The sequence below is a fragment of the Hydrogenophaga sp. FG152 genome (assembly GCF_057809615.1).
In genome coordinates, this window is sequence record NZ_JBMDKH010000024.1 from 1 (window position 1) to 18373 (window position 18373).

Here is an 18373-nt window from a genome sequence, read left to right on the forward strand (position 1 = left end):
GCCGCCCATGAGCCGCATTCCGGCCATGAACAACCTCCTGAGAATCAACACCTAGGGTTACTACCAATGCCCTGATCCTGATTCAAATCTACATTTCAAATTCACATTTGAATTTGAAATGAAGAAACCCAGCCCCACGCCCAAGGACTCGACACGCTCCAAGATCGTGATGGCCGCGCTGCGGATCTTCGCCACGCGCGGTTTCGAGGCGGCCTCGCTGAAAGAGATCACCACCGCGAGCGAGACCAACGTGGCGGCGATCCACTACCACTTCGGCTCCAAGGAAGCGCTGATCCGCGAGGTGCTGCAGACCGTGGCCGACCCGGTGAACCAGCTGCGCCGGGAGATGCTGGCGCAGCAGCCCGACGGCCCGGGCCGCTCGCTGGAGCACGTGGTGGAAGCGCTGCTCGCGCCCCCGATCCGCCTGAGCGCCGACGCCACCGGCGACGGCCGCCTGCTCACGCGCCTGATCCTGCAGGCGCGCGCGCTGCCCAGCGAATTCACGAACAGCGCGCTGTTCCAGCAGTACGACAGCACCGCCCTGCTGTTCGTGCAGGCCCTGATGGACGCCGAGCCCGGCCTGAGCCGCCAGGACGCGTTCTGGCGCTACGCCTTCGCCATCGGCGCAATGCACTACATCGTGTCCGACGCGGACGCGGCCTACCACCGGCTCAACCGCCTCTCGGGCGGCCTGTGCGACACCGACGACCCCGAAACCATCGTGCGCCAGCTGGTGGCCTTCGTGGTCGCCGGCCTGCGCGCGCGGCCCGCCGCTCCTTCTTCCCCCTCACCGTAAACAAGCACCCATGCCCCGCCGCATCATCGACCTCTCCGTCACGCTGGAAGACAAGCCCACCTCGCCGGCCCACCACCGCCCGCAGATCCAGTACGCCGACCACGACCAGTCGTGGGAGCTGTTCTCCAAGCTGTTCCCCGGCATCGGCCCCGACTCGCTGCCCGAAGGCAAGGCCTGGGCGGTGGAGAAGATCTCGCTCTCCACCCACGCCGGCACGCACATGGACGCGCCCTGGCACTACCACCCCACCACCGACCACGCGCTGCAGGAAGGCGGCCGCCCCGCCCCCGGCATCGACGAGGTGCCGCTGGACTGGTGCCTGCGCCCCGGCGTGAAGCTCGACTTCCGCCACTTCGAGGCCGGCTACGTCGTCACGCCGCAGGACATCGAAGCCGAACTCAAGCGCATCCACTACGAGTTGCAGCCGCTGGACATCGTGGTGGCCAACACCCGCGCCGGCGCGCGCCAGGGCCAGGAGGACTACTGGGAGAGCGCCTGCGGCTTCGGCCGCGCGGCCACGCTCTACCTGCTGGAACGCGGCGTGCGCGTGGTCGGCACCGACTCCTACAGCTGGGACGCGGCCTTCAAGTTCGTGGTCGAGCGCTTCGAGCGCGACGGCGACCCTTCGATCATCTGGGAAGGCCACAAGGCCGGCCGCGACATCGGCTACTACCAGATGGAGAAGCTCTCCAACCTCGACCAGCTGCCCTCGCACGGCTTCGACATCAGCTGCTTCCCCATCAAGATCAAACACGGCTCCGCCGGCTGGGTGCGCGCGGTCGCGGTCATCAACGACTGACCCCTTCTTCTCTTTTTTCCTTTCCCTTTTCTGGAGACAACATGAACAACGCTTCCCATGCCCTCACCCGCCGCCGCACCGTCGTGGCCGGTGCCATTGCCCTGGCCGCCGGCGGCCTGCCGCTGAGCACCCTCGCGCAGACCGGCCCCTACCCGAACAAGACCATCCAGGTCGTCGTGCCCTTCCCCGCAGGCGGCATCGTGGACAACGTGACGCGCAAGCTCGGCACCGAACTCAGCGCCAGCCTGGGCCAGACCCTGGTGGTGGAAAACAAGGGCGGTGCGGGCGGCTCCATCGGCGCGGCCCAGGTCGCGCGCGCCAAGGCCGACGGCTACACCCTGCTCACCGCCTTCGACACGCACGCCGTCAACCCGCTGCTCTACAAGCTCACCTTCGATTCCGACAAGGACCTCAAGCCCATCGCGCTCATCGCCACCTCGCCGCTGGTGCTGGTGGTGCACCCCTCGGTGCCGGCCAAGACCCTGCGCGAACTGGTGGACCTGGGCAAGAGCAAGCCCGACACGCTGCACTACGCCTCCACCGGCGCGGGCAGCTCCAACCACCTCACCACCGAGCTCTTCAAAGCCACCACGGGTGCCTCGTTCAACCACGTGCCCTACAAGGGCGGCGCGCCCGCCATCACCGACGTGCTCGGCGGCCAGGTGCAGGTGATGTTCGTCAGCGTCACCTCGGTGCTGGCCCACATCCGCGCCGGCAAGATGCGCGCCCTGGCCGTGACCACGCGCGAACGCATCCCCGCGCTGCCCGACGTGCCCACCGTGAGCGACACCTACCCCGGCTTCGAAGCCACCTCCTGGGTCGGCCTGCTCGCGCCCGCCGGTGTGCCGGCCGACGTGGTGAACAAGCTCAACGGCGGCGTGAACGCCGCGCTCAAGTCGCCCGAGTTCCAGAAATTCCTGGAAGAACAATCGCTGCGGCCCGCCGGCGGCACGCCCGAACAGTTCGCCGCCTTCATGAAGGCCGAAACCCAGAAATGGGGCGCGGTCATCAAGCGCCAGAACATCCAGGTGGAGTGAAGCCCATGTCGCCGTCCCCCATCGACGACACCCACGGCGCCGGCCTGCAAAGCTGGCTGGCGTCCGCGAACGCCCCCGCCACCGACTTCCCCATCCAGAACCTGCCCTATGGCCGGTTCACCGTGGGCGACGAACCCGGCTGGCGCATCGGTGTGGCGATCGGCGACCAGGTGCTCGACCTGCAGCGCGCCGGTGTGCTGGAGCACAGCGACGTGGCGCGCCTGCTGGCGCTCGCACCCGAACAACGGCGGGCGCTGCGCCGCACCCTCAGCGAAGGCCTGCGCGAAGGCAGCCCGAAGGAAGCCACCTTCAAGGCCGCACTGCACCCGCAAGCCAGCGTGCGCATGGGCATGCCCTTCGACGTGGGCGACTACACCGACTTCTACACCGGCATCCACCACGCCACCACCGTGGGCAAGCTGTTCCGGCCCGACCACCCGCTGCTGCCCAACTACAAATGGGTGCCCATCGGCTACCACGGCCGCGCCTCCACGCTGCGCGTGAGCCCCGACGAATTCAAGCGCCCCATGGGCCAGCTGAGCCCCGGCAACGGCGCCGCCGCCCCCACGCTGCAGCCCACGAAGCGGCTGGACCACGAACTCGAACTCGGCCTGGTCATCGGCCAGCCCAGCCAGCAGGGCGAGCCCATCGCCATCGAAGACGCGGAAGACCACCTCTTCGGCATCGTGCTGCTCAACGACTGGAGCGCGCGCGACATCCAGGCCTGGGAATACCAGCCCCTCGGCCCCTTCCTCTCGAAGAACTTCGCCAGCACGCTCTCGCCCTGGATCGTCACCATGGAAGCGCTGGCCCCCTACCGCCAGGCCTTCACACGGCCCGAAGGCGACCCGGCACCGCTGCCCTACCTGGACTCGGCCAGCAACCGCGAACAAGGCGCGATCGACATCGCGCTGGAAGCCTGGGTGCAGACCGCCGCCATGCGCGCAGCCGGCCACGCGGCGGAACGGCTCTGCCGATCCAACTTCACCGACGCCTACTGGACCGCCGCGCAGCTGGTGACGCACCACACCGTGAACGGCTGCGACCTGCGTGCGGGCGACCTGCTGGGCACCGGCACGCTCTCGGGCCCCGCGCCCGAGCAAGGCGGCTCGCTGCTCGAACTCACGCAAGGCGGCCAGCGCCCCCTGACGCTGGCCAACGGAGAAAGCCTGGGTTTTCTGCAGGACGGCGACACCATCGTGCTGCGCGCGCACTGCGAGCGCGAGGGGTACCGGCGCATCGGGTTCGGCGAGTGCCGGGGGACGGTGCTGCCGCGCTGAATCGATCAGCTCGGCCAGTGAGCCGCGAAGTCAAACGTCAGCTGGCGGTGATGCCGGATGGACAGCAGGTACACGGTTCGGGTGGATTCCATCGCCACATACAACAGCAGGTAGTCGCCGTGCAGGTACTCGCGCAAGGCGTTGGCCGCGCCAGCGGGGAGGGCGCCGAGCTGGGCCAGCGCTTCAGCCGATTGCGGTGGATGATCCAGGTATCGGCGCCCCATGCGTGGGAAACGGGCCAGATTCGGAATGACCGTTGCCCGCAAGTTCGCCAGAAGGTCGTCGAACGCAAAGCCCGCGCCTGCATCGGTCAGGAACACCTCGATGGCGTCCAGGCGCTTCAGAAAGCTCGCGGTCAGTTCGACCCGATAGAGATCTTCAGCCACGCTTTTTCACGGCTTTGGCGGCGGCAGTGGGGCGGTGTGCGTCGGTCTTCTTTGTACCGGACCGGCGTTGCTGAAGCTGGGCGATCGCGGCGTCGGCCTCGTGGCTGCGCCCGGCGGTGATGTCCGCCAGGCCACGCTTCGCGTCATCGATCAACAACAGATGAATGCGCTCCCGCTCCAGACGGTGGTAGTAGTCGAGGCGGTCCGCGTCGATCAAGGCGACGTAGCTTTCGCCGTTCTTGGTGATGATCTTTTCGGCACCGGCCTTCGCCTGCTCGGCCAGCTCGGAGAGGTGGGCTCGGGCCTGGGTGAACGGCACAACGTCCCTGATCGAAATGCTCATGATTCACTCCATACAGCTTGCAGAATTCTGTGCATTTTAAAAGGCTTTGTGTCAACCGGCCTTAGCGCGTCAAGCACCGTGAGAGGCGATCGACCACGTCTCTCTCCGCGCGGCCTTCGTCGGCCCCGGCATGAAACACCGCGCAAGTCGCCGAGCCCGCGCCCTGGGCGCAACGGTAGACCGCCACCACACTGCCCGGCCCCACGCCGGTGTGCCCGGCCACGGTGAACCCCGCGTCCACCGTGCCTTGCATCAGCCCCAGGCCATAAGCCGCCGACGTCCACGGCCGCCCAGGGATGGCCCCGCCGAGGTGGCGCGCCGTCTGCATCTCGCGCAACAGCGCATCGGGCAGCAGGTGCCCGGCCAGCAGACGGTCCAGGAACAGCGCCGCGCCCGACAGCGGGCCCACCAGCAGGCCGTGATAGACCCACCCCGGGTCGTAGGCCGGGGCGACCCCGAGGCCCGCCATGTCCACCGGGGTGGTCGCGAGGCGAGCACCCACCACCCCCAGCGGCGCCAGCGCCCGTTGCGCCAATGCGTCCTGCAGCGCGAGCCCCGCCACGCGCTCGATAAGCCGCGCGACATACAGATAACCCACGTTGGAATACCGCCACGCAGCCCCGGGCTCGTGGCGAAGGCGGGTGGCGTCCAGGCGCTGCAGCATCTCGGCCACCGGCCACGGCGCCCCATCGCGCGCCACGGCGGCGTGGTACTCGGGCAGCTCGCCGTAGTCCGCCAGCCCGGCCTCGTGCCGAAGAAGTTGGCGCAGCGTGAACGGGCCTTCGGGCACCGCATCGTCGAGCCCGACCAGGCCGTCGCGCACCAAGGTCAGTGCCGTGGCGGACAACACCGTCTTCGTGAAGCTCCACCAGGGCACCGTGGGATCGTGCCCTTCCTGAGGCAGCGGCGAACCGCCCAAGACGAGCGAGAAGGGCCCGCCGCATCCACTTGAGCCCGGACCCCGATGGGGCTTACCGTTGGCCTGACCGTCGGTCATGCGCGAGCCCTGATCTTGACCGGCATCACCATCGCCCCTGAAATCTGCATCAGGCGGCGGATGGGCTGCGGCCCATGGCGTCCAGCGCGGCCTCCAGGGCGCCGATGTCGACGGGCTTCGTCATGTGGTCGTCGAAGCCGCTCTGAAGGGCCTTCTCGCGATCGGCGTGCTGCCCATAGCCGGTCAACGCAATCAGGTGCAGGGCCCGCGTTGCAGCCTCTGCCCTGAGCCGGCGCGCCAGCTCGTAGCCGTCCATCCCGGGCAGGCCAATGTCGACGACGCACACATCAGGCGCCTGGTCCGCGACCATGGCCAGGCATTCCTCCGCGCTCAGCGCCGTTGCGACCTCGTGACCGCACAGGAGCAGCAGATTGGCCAGCGTATGGGCCGCATCCGCGTTGTCGTCCACGATCAACACCCGGGCAAGGTGGCCGTGGCACTGCCGGGGCGCTGCATTCCCGCCGGCCTGCACGCGCGCATCGGCAGGAAATGCAAGGGGAAGCGAGACCGTGACCCGTGTTCCACGGCCCTCCTGGCCGCGATCGGCCTTGATCGTGCCGCCATGGAGTTCGACGATGCTGCGTGCAATGGTCAGGCCAAGACCCAGGCCGCTCTTGGACCTTTGCAAGCTCTGCTCGCCTTGAACAAAGCGGTCGAACACGCGCGGCAACAGGTCGTCCGGAATGCCCGTGCCGCTGTCTTCCACGGTGAGCATGGCCTCGCTCGTGCCGCGCTGGAGCCAGATGGTGACAGGCTGGTCCGGCCCGCTGAATTTCGCGGCGTTGCTCAGCAGATTCCCGACCACTTGCGCAAGCCGCAGAAAGTCTCCGCTCACGAAGATCGGCCCCTCTTCGGCCTGGATCACCGGCTCAGCCCGGCGGGCAAAAAGAGGCTGGGTGACCTCGATGGCCCGCCAGGCCACGAGACGCAGGTCCACCTGCTCCCTTTGCAGCTCGATCTTGCCGGCGACGATCCTGGAGACGTCCAGCAGATCGTCCACCAGGTGCGTCAGGTGTCTGGCCTGGCGTTCGATGATCTCGCGCTCCCGCACGAATGCCTCGGCATCGCGGCGCCTCATGATCTCGATGGCCGTGAGGATCGGCGCCAGCGGATTCCTCAGCTCATGCCCCAGCATCGCCAGGAAGTCGTCTTTCGCTTTGCTCGCCGCGTTGGCCTTGTCCAGTGCGCTGTTGCACTCCGTGTACAGCCGGACGTTGTCCAGCGCGAGCGCGGCGCGCCTGCCCAGCTCACTGAGCAGCGCAACGTCGTCCGCTTCGAAGCGGCGCTCGGAATCGGCCTGAATGGCCGCCATGGCCCCAATGACACGGTCCCGCGCCACCAGCGGCACGGCACACACCGCCTTCATGCCGGTCGCTTCGGCCAACCTGCGGTACTCGGGGTCTTCGATCTTCGACACATCGCCGGGCTCGAAGTGATGCACGTATTCGCGGCCCGTCGCGATCACCCACGGCAGCGAGCCGTGCGCCGTGGCCGAGAGAGCCCCGGACTGAACGACCTGCTCGATGGCTGCCCGCCGCACGGGATCCAGGTGGAAGGTCAGCTTGCGCGCCGGCGCGCCATCCGGGCTCAGGATGTCGATGCGCAGGATGTCGGCCACACCGGGCACCACCGCGGCGGCGATCGCGTCGATCGTCCTCGTCTCGTCGAGCGATTGCGTCAGCGAGGACGTCGCCGACAACAACATCTGCAGCCGCCCTCTTGCCGCCTCGGCCACGGCCCGTGAACCCCTTTCGGCGCGGAGCAGATTCTCGCGCTCGCTTTCAGCCTTTGAACGCTCCTGCCCTGCCTTCCACAGCGCAGCGGACACCTCGTCGAAGTCCGGAAGCCCCTTGGTCCGGGGTGGCAGGGGCATTCCCTTGCCCAGCGCCACCGCGCTGTCGCGCAAGGCTTGAGCGCGAGCGGTGATCGTGCGGCTCACCAGCCAGAAAGCGAAACCACCGACCGTGAGCGAAAGCAGCAACCCGGCCATGTAGAGCCAGGTAGCCCGCCAGAGGGGCGCATGCGCCATCTGGGAAGAGGCGCCGAGCGCGATCGTCCACCCGGTGCGCTCGATGTGGGACACCGCCGTATAGGCTTCGTCCCCTTCCATGGTGGTCGTCATGCCCACGCCCTCCCTCTTTTCACCGAGATCCGCGAGCATGCGTTGCAGCGTGGGACTCGGTGGCGTGCCAAAGTGCCTGCCGTGATCCTTGGTGCGGGCCACCCTTTTCATGTTGGAGTCGAAGACAGACACCACCCAATGCTCCGGCAACTGTTGCCGCTGAATGACCTCCAGGATGGAATCGGTGCTCACGATGGCCGTCAGCACGTAGCGGAGCTCCCCTTCGCGCAACACGGGAATGCGAACGGTGTAGCCAATGTTGCCGCGCGGGCCCACAACCATCGGGCCAACCACCGGCGCCCGGGTGCGCATGACCTGCGCCACGCTGGCGCCGTCCACCGTCTGCAGCATGCCACTTCCAAAGGGGCTCTCGCTGCCGAAAACCACGGCGCCATCGGGCCTTGCCAGCACGACACCCCGCCAGTCTGGCTGCGCGGCGCTCAGCAGGCGCGCGGCCGCATGCACCGCCGCCAACCGGCCCTCTTCTGCGTCCGGCAGGGATTGAGCCAGGGAAAAGGCCTCCAGCGTCGCCACCGTCCGCTGCATGCGCGCTTCGATCGCCGCAGCCAGCGCCCGGGTCATGCCCAGCGTCGCCTGTTCAACCTGCTCCTTCTGTTGATGAAGCATCACCACCAAGGCGGCGGCGGCGAACAGGCAGAACGGAAGAATCGTTGCCGCGCCCAACAACAACAGGCGGCGGCGCAAGGAGTAGCCGTGCCAGAACCACTCTCGTGCGCGTTGCTCATCGGCCTGGTGCGCTGCCGCGCCCATTGGCTTGGGATCACTTGCGGTCATGGGTCGTTGCTTCCATTCAAGACAGGGAGTTCCAGATCCACGAGGGCGCTCGCTGCGTTGACATCGCAGCCAAACGCACAGGGTAGTGAGTTTTCAGGGAACCGGTGCGATGCGCGCGGTAAACCCCGCTTTGTGGACAACCGCACGCCTGCGCCGCGAGGTGCGGCTGACCTGCCAGGCCTGGCTAGCCGTTCTTGTGTTGCTTGGAGGGCGCGGTGGCCTTTGCCTTTGGTTTTCGGGCTGGCGGGCTCGACGGCAGTGCCACACCCTTGGCCATCAGCGCAGCTTGCTTCACCAACTCAAGCTGCGCCTCCGGGGAGCAGCGCTCGAAGTCATCCAGCAGCGAGCGCTGCATCGGGTCCAGGTCCAGCCGGGTGCCAACGCGCTCGCCCGTCAGCACGTAGTACACGTCCATGCCCAGGTCGATCAACCGCATCAGCACCTCGGCATCTGGGCTGCGCTCCTCCCTCTCGTAACTCCCCATGGCGCGCTTCGAAAGACCGGTGGCGTCTGCGATCTCCTGCTGGATCAGGCCGAGCCGGCGGCGCTCCTCGCGAAAACGTCTACCGAAAGTATTCATAATGGCTTCGAATCGCTTAAAATGGCGCGATTGCGCCACTTTTTCATGCTTGGTTGTGTATTTTTCCGTTACTCAATGCTAGCCCAGGGAAGGAGCTACTTCGCCATGACCCGATCCGCTGCCTCTTCGACTCGCAAGCGCGTGCCCAACGGCGTCAACAGCTCGCGCCCCATCGCACTGCGGCTCACGCCGGCCGAGCTGGAACGTGTGAAAGAACGGGCCGAGCGCGAACACCGCTCCATGGCCAGCGTGTGCCGCCTCGCAGTGCTGCGCGAACTGGGCATGAACGACACGGGGACGGCCCCATGAAACTCCGCCAGATGCCATTGCCCGAGCCGGTCTACCTCATGCGCTGCACCGTGCCCGCGCAGCGCATGTCAATGTCAATTCAGCAACGCACGATGGCCGGCCTGAGCGTGGCCGCGAGCCGCACAGCGGAACCAGATGTGCCTGCGGTGGTGCTGCTGCAAGCCCGCGAAGCCCCCTTCGACCTGGAATGGAGCCTCAGCCCTGCGCAGGCGAGAGCGCTTGCGGACAGGTTGCTTGATGCTGCGGCGAACTGCAATAGGCTGGATAGCGTGGCCTCGCCTTGAATCAGTAGCTGAATCGAAGCTTCAGGAGTCCAACAAGTTCTTCGATAGACAGAACATCCTTCTTGCGATGCAGCATCGCATGGCAGTTCGGACAGACTGGCCGAAGGTCGTTCTCCGGGTCCAAGACATATTCCTCACCGATGGTGTGGATCGGCTTGAGGTGGTGTACGTGGATAAAGCCCTTCCCAAGGTCACCATAAACCGCGTGGAAGTCAAATTTGCAGACGAAGCAGACGCAGTCCCAACGTTTGATGCACCTGAGCTTCGCCGTCGAGTCTCGCTCGTAGGCGTTGACGACGATCTGTTTCTTGGCACCTTCGATGACACCCGGCAGGTCACCGATGTCCTCGGGAAACGTCTGCGGAGGGGCCAGCTCGGTAAAAAGCTCACCGAGGAATTCGACCAGTCGCGGCTCGACATTTGCGCCGACGTTTTCTTGAGGCTTCAGTCCTTGAAGCCACGTAAGTCCGCGCGAATCAAGCAGGTAAGAGATGTTTTGCATCCGGCGCTCAAACGCTCCCTCGACTCGATCGAACTCCTTTGCGAGCTGGCGATAGTAGTGAGCCTTGACGTAGGGCGTTCCGGCGGCATCGAGCCTCATCATTTCAGCGTAGCTGGCGACTGAAGCTTGAAGCTCTTCGTCTGTCCAGTCGATCTGAGAGCGTGCTGTTTTTCCCTCCGCATCGGTGGAGCCATCCGACCTGGAATCGGCCAGGGCTTGCGGTAGGGGGACTGCACTCGCTTCCGCCCGATGGGATTGCATGTGATCGGGCAGCACATCAACAGAGACTGCTGCACCCAACACAGCGAAGATCAACTCGTCTTCTTCCACGAGCCGCAGGATCGGGAACACCACATCCGGTGAGAAAACGCCAATGCTCCGTGCGTTGGTCGTCTTGTCGAACTTTGGCGTGACGATCACCGTATAGGCCGGAATGCCACCGGCCCATAACGCTCGAAGGTGGGCCTTGCGCTCGTTTCGCCCGCTGTGCGTTCTCCCCGAGAAGCGTTCTTTGGCAAGCACAAGAACTCGCGTCGGCGACTGCCTCATCTCGTCGTCCCACGAACGAAGCAGCACCGCGTCGTTGTAGGTGCCGCCCCACGAGTTCCGTTCGTTGCGCAACTTGAAGCCAAGTCGCTCGAAGAATCGGCTGATACGTTCTGTTGCCATACATCTCCTACTTGTCAGGAGATGTTACGGCACGAATGGGCCAGAGTTTGCTACATGGCGCAACGGCGAGGAAAACCCGTACCCAACGCTCACTTCAATGAGCTGTCAAGGTTGTCTATGAAGCCTCGATGAGGCGAAATTGCTCGAGTCGTTACACGCCATGCAGCACGCGGCGTCGGCGCAGCGCTTGTCACCGGCAATTCGAGTCCTTAACGCAATCGGCACCGCCCTGGCGCTGCTGGAAGTTCGCAAGGTGCCCGTTGAACTGAAATGAAAATTCAGCCCCTTGTACCGACAAGCACATTGGGTCAAGTCGCTTGAAGTTGCGGCGAACGGCATTGGCTTGACGGCGTGACGGGTGGCTTCAGCACGACTGACGGATAAGGCCAATCAGGGGAGACTGCAGTCGCCCCTACGAGCATTCATTTAGTCTTCATTCAAGCTTGTGCGAGAGCAGAACGGGTTCGTGCATACTCCACGCAACAATAGCGAGGGCCTGTCAATGCCAATGGACTACAAGCAATATCAAGATGAAGTAACGGCTGACATTGCCGAGGTGTTGTGCAACGCCGAATCTCAGCCGATCTTGTTCGTTGGCTCAGGGTTCACCAAGCGCTATGCGGGCGGACCAAACTGGGAGCAACTTCTCGCCAGACTAGCCGAAAAATGCCCGCTAATCGATAAGGAATTCGCGTACTACAAACAGGCACACGGGGGCGATTTGAAGAAGATCGGCTCAGCCTTTTCTGAGCTGTATCGCGAGTGGGCGTGGGGTGCCGGGAAGGCCTTCTTTCCTAAGGAGTACTTCGATGCAGCCGCCCCAGGCGACATCTTTATCAAGCACATGATTGCAGAGGTCCTCAAAGACCTTGGACCAAACGCCGAGGGATCCTATGGGTCTAAAGAGGTGGACGCGGAGATTGAGGCTCTCAAGAACATCAGTGCTCACGCAATCATCACAACGAACTACGACGAAGTGATTGAACCGCTTTTCCCTGAGTATGAACGCATTATTGGCCAACAGATCATGCGCAAGGGATACTTGTCAATCGGGGAGATCTTCAAGATCCACGGCTGCCGGTCAGAGCCACTCTCCATCGTCATCAATGAGTCCGACTACAAGCGATTTGAAGAGGATCACAAATATCTTAGTGCTAAGCTGCTCATGTACTTCATCGAGCATCCACTAATCTTCATTGGTTATCGCGCAGAGGACCCGAATATCAAGTCGATCTTGTACGACGTCGATCGAATGGTAAGAGCCGAGTTCCAGCTCGTACCCAACATTTACGTCCTCGAATGGGATGACAAGGTCGACGAAAAGTCTTACCCAGCACGCGACAAAGTGATCTCCGTGGCGCCGGACGTGAACATCCGGATCAAGAGTATTAGCGCGTCATCGTTTGAATGGGTGTTCAAGGCGTTCGGGCAAGCAGGCAATCTTGAGAAAATCAACACAAAGCTCCTGCGCGCCATGATGGCTCGCTCGGTTGAGCTGATTCGCTCGGATATTCCAAAGAAGCATGTCGAGATTGACTTTAAGCAGCTTGAGCACGCGGTCGAATCTGGCGAAACATTCGCCAAACTATTCGGAGTGACTGCGATCTCTAACCCATCCCAAGTAAACCTTGACTACAAGTACGCACTCACAGGTGTCGCACAGCAACTAGGCTACAAAACTTGGCACAAGGCCGATGACCTGATCTCGATACTGCGCGACAAAAACGACTTCGATATGAAGGCGACGGACAACAAGTACCACATTGCAGTCAAGTTCGGCCACAAGTCAGACGGAGTCAACCACAGGTACACAGATGCTGCAGTGGACCTTCTTCGGAAGGTATTGAAAGGCGAGGCATACAAGATCGACAAAAACACGGTCGATGTCGAAAAGCTCGCGGGGGCGACTGCTGCTCCGAAGAAGTAAATTGGTGATTTCCAACCATTGACCTCTCAGTCAATCATAATGTGCTGCTCCGAAGCTTGAGGCCAATGATGCGTCTGCACTGAGAGATTAGGCTTGAGCGTGTGAAAGATCACGTGAAACAAAGCCGCCTCCTCAAAAATTAGGAGTCGCCTCGGAAAGGTTTCTCCATATAGTAGAAGCCTCACGAATTGCATCGCTGCAAGGGGGGATGGCTGATGTGTCGCAGGATATTGCTACTAAGTGGCCCAATAGGCTCCGGTAAATCTAGCGTTGCGCGAGTTCTCAACGACTGCTATCAGTATCGGAGCATCAGTAGTGGAGGCTATCTTCGTTCGATAGCCCTTGATCACTCGAGGGAGGCTCTTCAGGATGCTGGGGATCGGCTTGACCGTGATACAGACTATCGGTGGCTGATAGACCAGGTCGCAGCTCCGACCATCGCGGCAGTACCGAGTCAGCATTACTGGCTACTAGACGCCGTCCGAAAGACTCGCCAAATCGAGCACTTTCGCGAACTGTTTGGGATTTCTGTCTGGCATGTACACCTGCACGCCCCTGAAGATGTCTTGTCGGAACGCGTTAACAACCGAACAGCTTCGCTTGCTGGTGACTATCAAACCGCGATAAGGCATCCTAACGAAGTAGCTGCGCGTGATCTTGGCCGCGTGGCCGATCACGTATATGACTCTTCTTTACTTACCACACAACAAATAGCCGAATCAATTCACCAAACATTGGAGGGCGAGTGATGGGGAGTCGTCAGATTGTTGTTATTAGTGGAAAAACATGCAGCGGCAAGACTGGACTTGCAGATCTTCTGGAAAAAGAATTTCAGTTTCATGTAATTCGAACGAGGCAAATCCTCTGTGAACTAAGCGTAGGGCCGCCCGAAGCTGAGGTTGATCGGCGAGATCTAATGCGGCGCGCGCAAGAATTGAATGCCGCCTCAGAATCTCGCTGGGCTCTCCACTCCACGCTAGCAGCCCTCAAAACTCTGGATCCAACTAAACCAGTAGTAGTTGATCATCTAAGCACTCCGCAGCAGGTTCTCCAATTTCGAGAGGCTTTCGGAGAGAACCTAGTGCATGTTCATCTCTACGCGAGTACAGCAACGCTGCTTGAGCGCTACGCGCACACCGAAGGCTTCGGCGGCAACGCAGCTACCTACGACGAGATCGATCATCTGAAGGAGCAGAGTTCGATAGACGCGCTGAAGGACGATGCCGACGTCCGCATCTTCACCACGCGCTCTGACGCGCGCGATACGTTGGTGCGCGTGGCCGCCCGCCTTCACTTGTTCACCTCGCCCGAGATCCGTTGCGTGGATGTACTCATAGGCGGGCAGTACGGAAGCGAAGGAAAAGGGAACGTGGTCGCCTATCTGGCCAGGGAGTACGACGTTATGGTGCGCGTCGGTGGCCCCAACGCAGGACACACCGTCGCGAGCCCACGAGGCCCGTATACATACCATCACCTTCCGTCTGGCGCGAGAGACGTCGGTGCTCGGCTGCTCTTGGGGCCCGGGATGACAATCCGCCTTCCCGGATTGTTCAAGGAAATCAAGGAGTGCGGCATCGGTCCCGAGCGGCTGTTTATTGATCCGCAAGCATCCATCATCGAAGACGAAGACCTCGAAGGTGAATCAAAGCACCTCGTTTCAACTATTGCATCGACTGGTAGCGGCAGCGGTGCAGCAAGTGCTCGCAGGATTCTGTCCCGTGGAAAATCAATCCGTTTGGCTCGCGATGTACCCGAGCTTGCCCCCTACGTTGGCGTGCCCGGAAACTACCGTGGCTCGACGACGGATCGTCTAGAAGAGGCATATCGGCAAGGGGGCTCCATCCTGCTAGAAGGAACTCAAGGCAGTGGTTTAAGCATGTTTCACGGCATCTACCCGTACGTAACCTCTCGCGACACAAATGTGGCCGGTTGTTTGGCGGAGGCAGGAATTTCGCCTAGTAGGGTTCGAAAAATTCTTATGGTTGTGAGAACGATGCCAATCCGAGTGGGAGATCCCGATGGAGATCAGGGGCACACGTCCGGCCCCCTCAAACATCCAACCACCTTCGATGAAATTGCACAGATGGCCCAGCTCGACGCCACAGCATTGCACACAGCAGAGCGGACATCTACAACGAAGCGAAGGCGCCGCGTTGGTTGGTTCGAGTGGGAGCAGTTTCGTAAGGCCTGCGCACTGAATGCACCCACAGACATCGTTCTGACTTTCGCCGACTACATCGATGCAAAGAATCGCCGCGCACGCCGGTTTGAACAACTCTCGCCCGACACCATCAAGTTCGTCGAAGAACTTGAGCGCGTCTCTCAAGCACCAGTTTCTCTCATCAACACACGCTTCCCAAGAGGCCCAGAGGGTTTTGGCGATATGCGGTCAGTCATCGATCGACGCAATTGGACCGCACGCACAACTTCATTGAGGTAATTAAGTTGGAAATTACGCGACTAATCGATACTTCTCCAAGGCTCTACCACATGGCCGAAAAAGGAACGTGGGAAAGCATCAGAAACCGAGGACTCCTGAGCGCAAGCGCCGTGCTCACTCACTTTAAGGTGTCGGGCGAGGAGCGCAGAGCGATGGAAGCGGAGCAGCGCCCACGAAAAATGGAGGTGGGCGTGGGCCGCCCTGACAGCATCGTTCTTCGTGATCAAAAGCCTATGCCGAAGGAAAGGCTCGCGAAAGCTCTGAAGGATGGAACCACGCCTGAAGAGTGGTATCGCCTTATAAACTCGAAAGTGTTTTTCTGGGCGCATGAAGCGCGCCTGTTGACACTCTTAAACGCGCGAGACTATCGATCCCTGGAACACGATGTTCTAACGATCGATACAGCCCCCTTCGTTCGGGCTTACAGCAACCGGATCTGGTTGTGTCACATGAACTCTGGAAACACGTGGCCTATCCCGCATCATCGAGGGAAAGATGTCTTCAAGCGCATAGAGGCCTATCCCACTAATGCAAAAGGCAATCCACTCAAACCGGTCGCCGAGGTGGTTGTGGACGACCAAGCTCCGAACATCGCCGATTATGTAATCGAGGTGAGAAGAATGAAGGGCGCACAGGTGCTTGAAAAGCTGGTCTGAGTCGCATGGATGATCTTCGCACGAGTGCTATGCGGGTACGTTGTACAGCGCACTTCGGACCTTGAGTTGCATCGTTGCGAAGTTCCGCAGTCCGTCTGAAGCGGCCTTGGGGTCACTTTCAAACGTGGCACTTTCCAAGCCTTACCCGTCTGCCCCCAGGAGACCCAATGCACCCCGAAGATAACTGCGACGTCCTGGTCATCGGCGGCGGCCCCGCCGGCTCGACCATCGCGGCCCTGCTCGCGCGCGAAGGCCGCAAGGTGGTGTTGCTGGAGAAAGAGCACCACCCCCGCTTCCACATCGGCGAGTCGCTGTTGCCCGGCAACGTGGCCTTGTTCGACAAGCTCGGTGTGCGCGACCAGATCGAAAAAATCGGCATGCCGAAATTCGGCATCGAGTTCGTGCCGCCCGATCTGGACTACTGCAGCTATGTCGATTTCGCCGAGGGTTGGGACCCTTCCATGGCCTCGGCGTGGCAGGTGCGCCGCTCCGAGATGGACGAGCTGCTGTTTCGCCATGCGGCCAAGGTGGGCGCCGAGGCGCTCGAAGGCGCCAAGGTGACGGAGGTGGCTTTCGACGACGAGGGCGCCAGTGCCGAAGCCGTGCTCGACAGCGGCGAAAAGCGCCGCTGGCGCGCCCGCTTCGTGGTGGACGCCACGGGCCGCGACACCTTGCTGGCGAACAAGTTCAAGTGCAAGCAGAAGAACAAGGACCACAACAGCACGGCGCTGTTCGGCCATTTCCGCGGCGCGCGGCGCCTGGAAGGCAAGCGCGAGGGCAACATCAGCATCTGCTGGTTCGAGCACGGCTGGTTCTGGTTCATCCCGCTGGCCGATGGCACCACGAGCGTGGGCGCGGTGTGCTGGGCCTACTACCTGAAGGCGCGCGATAAGCCGCTGAAGGACTACTTCTTCGACACGATCGCCCTGTGCCCGGAGCTGCACGACCGCCTGAAGAACGCCACGCTGGTGGACGACCAGGTGCATGCCACGGGCAACTTCTCGTACTCGAGCACGCACGCCACTGGCGACCGCTACCTGATGGTGGGCGATGCGTTCACGTTCATCGACCCGATGTTTTCTTCCGGCGTGTTCCTGGCGATGCAGAGTGGCTTTGACGGCGCGCAGTTCGTCGCCACGGCGCTGGACGCGCCGCAGCGCCTGCCGGCGGCCCGCGCCGCGTACGAGAAGCGCGTGCGCATCGGCCCGCGCGACTATTCGTGGTTCATCTACCGCGTCACCAACCCCACCATCCGCGACATGTTCATGCACCCGAACAACCGCTTCAAGGTGAAGCAGGGTCTCATGTCGCTGCTGGCGGCGGACATTCACCACGGCCCGGCGTATCGGTTGTCGCTGCTGATGTTCAAGCTGATCTACTACGTGGTCTCGGTGGCGAACTGGCGCCGCACGTATGCGGGCTGGAAGCGGCACCGCTTCAACATCCGCGACATGGGGGCGCTGCGCGGCGAGACGATCATGAAGGCGGACTGACCGACGAGGTCTTTTCTCAGGGCCGCACGGCGGTGTACTCCGAGAACACGCCGAGCTCGGTGTGGCGCTGCACTTGCTGGAAGCCGGCGCGCTCCATGGCCTGCAAAATCTGCGCCGGCGGAATGCAGGTTTCGATGGTGTCCCAGTAGTAGCGCCACAGCTCCGCGCTGCCGCGCTCGCGGGCCACAATGCGCGCCAGGGTGGGCACGACGCGGCGCATGTAGAACTTCACCAGCGCGCGCGACACGCGGCTCGAAGGCTGGCTGATCTCCAAAATCAGCAGCCGGCCGCCGGGCCGCAGCACGCGGTGGAACTCGCGCAGCGCGGCGTCCACGTCCGACACGTGCCGGAAGGCGTAGCCGAAGCTCAGGAAGTCGGCTTCGCCGGCGGCGCAGGGCAGCTCTTCCGCGCGGCCGGCCCGCAGTTCCACGCCCGGCAGGTCCACCTGCGCCAGCATGCCGGGGCTCGGGTCCACGCCGATCAGGCGGCCGTGTTCGCCGATCAGCGCGCAGGCTTCGCGCGCGAGCAGGCCGGTGCCGATGCCCACGTCCACCACGTTGTCGCCAGCCGCCAGGCCCGCGCGGGCCAAGGCTTCGCGCCGGTACCAGCCGCCGGTGCCGAAGGCCATGGCGCGCTCGATGCGGTCGTAGTCGACGGCGGTTTCGTCGAAGATGCGGCGCACGTAGCGCGCATGGTCGGCTTCGTCGCGGTAGTAGGCGGGCAGGGGCGCATGCGGCAGGGAAGGGGTGGTGGGTTCCATCGAAGGTCTGCTCCTTGGGTCAGTGGCCGGGTGGGTGGGTAATGGGTGCATTGTTGACGCAATAGAAACAGACTACTCCTGGTTATCGTCTTTATCTGAAGCGAGGCCGTGCCTATAGTTCTTTCCATGGGCTTCCACCTTCGTCATCTTCATGGCGCCATCAGCGCAAGCGCGCTTCGCGCCGTCTTCCAGGCCGCG

The 18373-nt window shown here is 62.7% G+C and carries 18 protein-coding genes; 11 read left to right on the forward strand and 7 right to left on the reverse strand.

Annotated features, from left to right (window positions below):
- Positions 1 to 118 precede the first annotated feature (118 nt).
- The 4 genes from ACODTB_RS23025 to fahA are packed head-to-tail and all read left to right on the forward strand — an operon-like array spanning position 119 to position 3912.
- Entirely contained in the window at positions 119 to 796 is a 678-nt protein-coding gene (locus ACODTB_RS23025) for a TetR/AcrR family transcriptional regulator (RefSeq protein WP_291121948.1), read from the forward strand.
- Positions 797 to 806: 10 nt separating this feature from the next.
- Positions 807 to 1595: a cyclase family protein gene (locus ACODTB_RS23030; RefSeq protein ID WP_291121949.1), complete on the forward strand. Its 789-nt coding sequence runs from the start codon at positions 807 to 809 to the stop codon at positions 1593 to 1595.
- Positions 1596 to 1636: 41 nt separating this feature from the next.
- On the forward strand, positions 1637 to 2632 hold the full coding sequence (locus ACODTB_RS23035; RefSeq protein ID WP_488929797.1) for a Bug family tripartite tricarboxylate transporter substrate binding protein: 996 nt from the start codon (positions 1637 to 1639) through the stop codon (positions 2630 to 2632).
- Between the two features lie 5 nt (positions 2633 to 2637).
- Positions 2638 to 3912 (forward strand): fumarylacetoacetase, encoded by a 1275-nt coding sequence (gene fahA / locus ACODTB_RS23040; protein WP_488929798.1) that lies wholly within the window; start codon positions 2638 to 2640, stop codon positions 3910 to 3912.
- Between the two features lie 5 nt (positions 3913 to 3917).
- Here the strand turns inward: fahA and ACODTB_RS23045 are convergent, their stop codons facing one another.
- The 5 genes from ACODTB_RS23045 to ACODTB_RS23065 form a co-directional block, all read right to left on the reverse strand.
- On the reverse strand, positions 3918 to 4298 hold the full coding sequence (locus tag ACODTB_RS23045) for a type II toxin-antitoxin system RelE/ParE family toxin (RefSeq protein ID WP_291120533.1): 381 nt from the start codon (positions 4296 to 4298) through the stop codon (positions 3918 to 3920).
- Positions 4291 to 4641 (reverse strand): type II toxin-antitoxin system Phd/YefM family antitoxin, encoded by a 351-nt coding sequence (locus ACODTB_RS23050; RefSeq protein ID WP_291120531.1) that lies wholly within the window; start codon positions 4639 to 4641, stop codon positions 4291 to 4293. Before ACODTB_RS23050 ends, ACODTB_RS23045 begins: the two co-directional genes overlap by 8 nt.
- Positions 4642 to 4702: 61 nt before the next feature.
- Positions 4703 to 5638, reverse strand: a complete 936-nt coding sequence (locus ACODTB_RS23055) for a serine hydrolase domain-containing protein (RefSeq protein WP_291120529.1) — start codon at positions 5636 to 5638, stop codon at positions 4703 to 4705.
- 49 nt (positions 5639 to 5687) lie between these two features.
- Positions 5688 to 8555: a hybrid sensor histidine kinase/response regulator gene (locus ACODTB_RS23060; RefSeq protein ID WP_488929799.1), complete on the reverse strand. Its 2868-nt coding sequence runs from the start codon at positions 8553 to 8555 to the stop codon at positions 5688 to 5690.
- A gap of 184 nt (positions 8556 to 8739) precedes the next feature.
- Positions 8740 to 9135 (reverse strand): helix-turn-helix domain-containing protein, encoded by a 396-nt coding sequence (locus ACODTB_RS23065; RefSeq protein ID WP_291120525.1) that lies wholly within the window; start codon positions 9133 to 9135, stop codon positions 8740 to 8742.
- A gap of 105 nt (positions 9136 to 9240) precedes the next feature.
- On the opposite strand from ACODTB_RS23065, the gene ACODTB_RS23070 reads away from it, so the two are divergent.
- Positions 9241 to 9444 (forward strand): hypothetical protein, encoded by a 204-nt coding sequence (locus ACODTB_RS23070; protein WP_291120523.1) that lies wholly within the window; start codon positions 9241 to 9243, stop codon positions 9442 to 9444.
- The gene (locus ACODTB_RS23075; protein ID WP_291120521.1) at positions 9441 to 9728 is read left to right on the forward strand and encodes a hypothetical protein; all 288 of its coding nucleotides are present in this window, start codon (positions 9441 to 9443) and stop codon (positions 9726 to 9728) included. Before ACODTB_RS23070 ends, ACODTB_RS23075 begins: the two co-directional genes overlap by 4 nt.
- A 1-nt stretch (position 9729) precedes the next feature.
- Here ACODTB_RS23075 and ACODTB_RS23080 read toward each other — a convergent pair whose 3' ends face one another.
- The gene (locus tag ACODTB_RS23080) at positions 9730 to 10899 is read right to left on the reverse strand and encodes an HNH endonuclease (protein WP_488929800.1); all 1170 of its coding nucleotides are present in this window, start codon (positions 10897 to 10899) and stop codon (positions 9730 to 9732) included.
- Positions 10900 to 11401: 502 nt separating this feature from the next.
- Between ACODTB_RS23080 and ACODTB_RS23085 the strand changes: the two genes are divergently transcribed.
- The 5 genes from ACODTB_RS23085 to ACODTB_RS23105 all read left to right on the forward strand — a co-directional run bounded on the left by ACODTB_RS23085 (position 11402) and on the right by ACODTB_RS23105 (position 17415).
- Entirely contained in the window at positions 11402 to 12826 is a 1425-nt protein-coding gene (locus ACODTB_RS23085) for an SIR2 family protein (RefSeq protein WP_488929801.1), read from the forward strand.
- Positions 12827 to 13041: 215 nt separating this feature from the next.
- The gene (locus ACODTB_RS23090) at positions 13042 to 13575 is read left to right on the forward strand and encodes an AAA family ATPase (RefSeq protein WP_488929809.1); all 534 of its coding nucleotides are present in this window, start codon (positions 13042 to 13044) and stop codon (positions 13573 to 13575) included.
- A complete protein-coding gene (locus tag ACODTB_RS23095; protein WP_488929802.1) occupies positions 13575 to 15266 on the forward strand; it encodes an adenylosuccinate synthetase in 1692 nt (563 codons plus the stop codon). The genes ACODTB_RS23090 and ACODTB_RS23095 overlap by 1 nt, the downstream gene beginning before the upstream one ends.
- 5 nt (positions 15267 to 15271) lie before the next feature.
- On the forward strand, positions 15272 to 15922 hold the full coding sequence (locus tag ACODTB_RS23100) for a DUF7002 family protein (protein WP_488929810.1): 651 nt from the start codon (positions 15272 to 15274) through the stop codon (positions 15920 to 15922).
- 167 nt (positions 15923 to 16089) lie between these two features.
- Positions 16090 to 17415, forward strand: coding sequence for an NAD(P)/FAD-dependent oxidoreductase (locus tag ACODTB_RS23105; RefSeq protein ID WP_291121080.1), 1326 nt, complete (start codon positions 16090 to 16092; stop codon positions 17413 to 17415).
- 16 nt (positions 17416 to 17431) lie between these two features.
- Here ACODTB_RS23105 and ACODTB_RS23110 read toward each other — a convergent pair whose 3' ends face one another.
- Positions 17432 to 18175 (reverse strand): class I SAM-dependent methyltransferase, encoded by a 744-nt coding sequence (locus tag ACODTB_RS23110; protein ID WP_291121078.1) that lies wholly within the window; start codon positions 18173 to 18175, stop codon positions 17432 to 17434.
- Positions 18176 to 18373 lie beyond the last annotated feature (198 nt).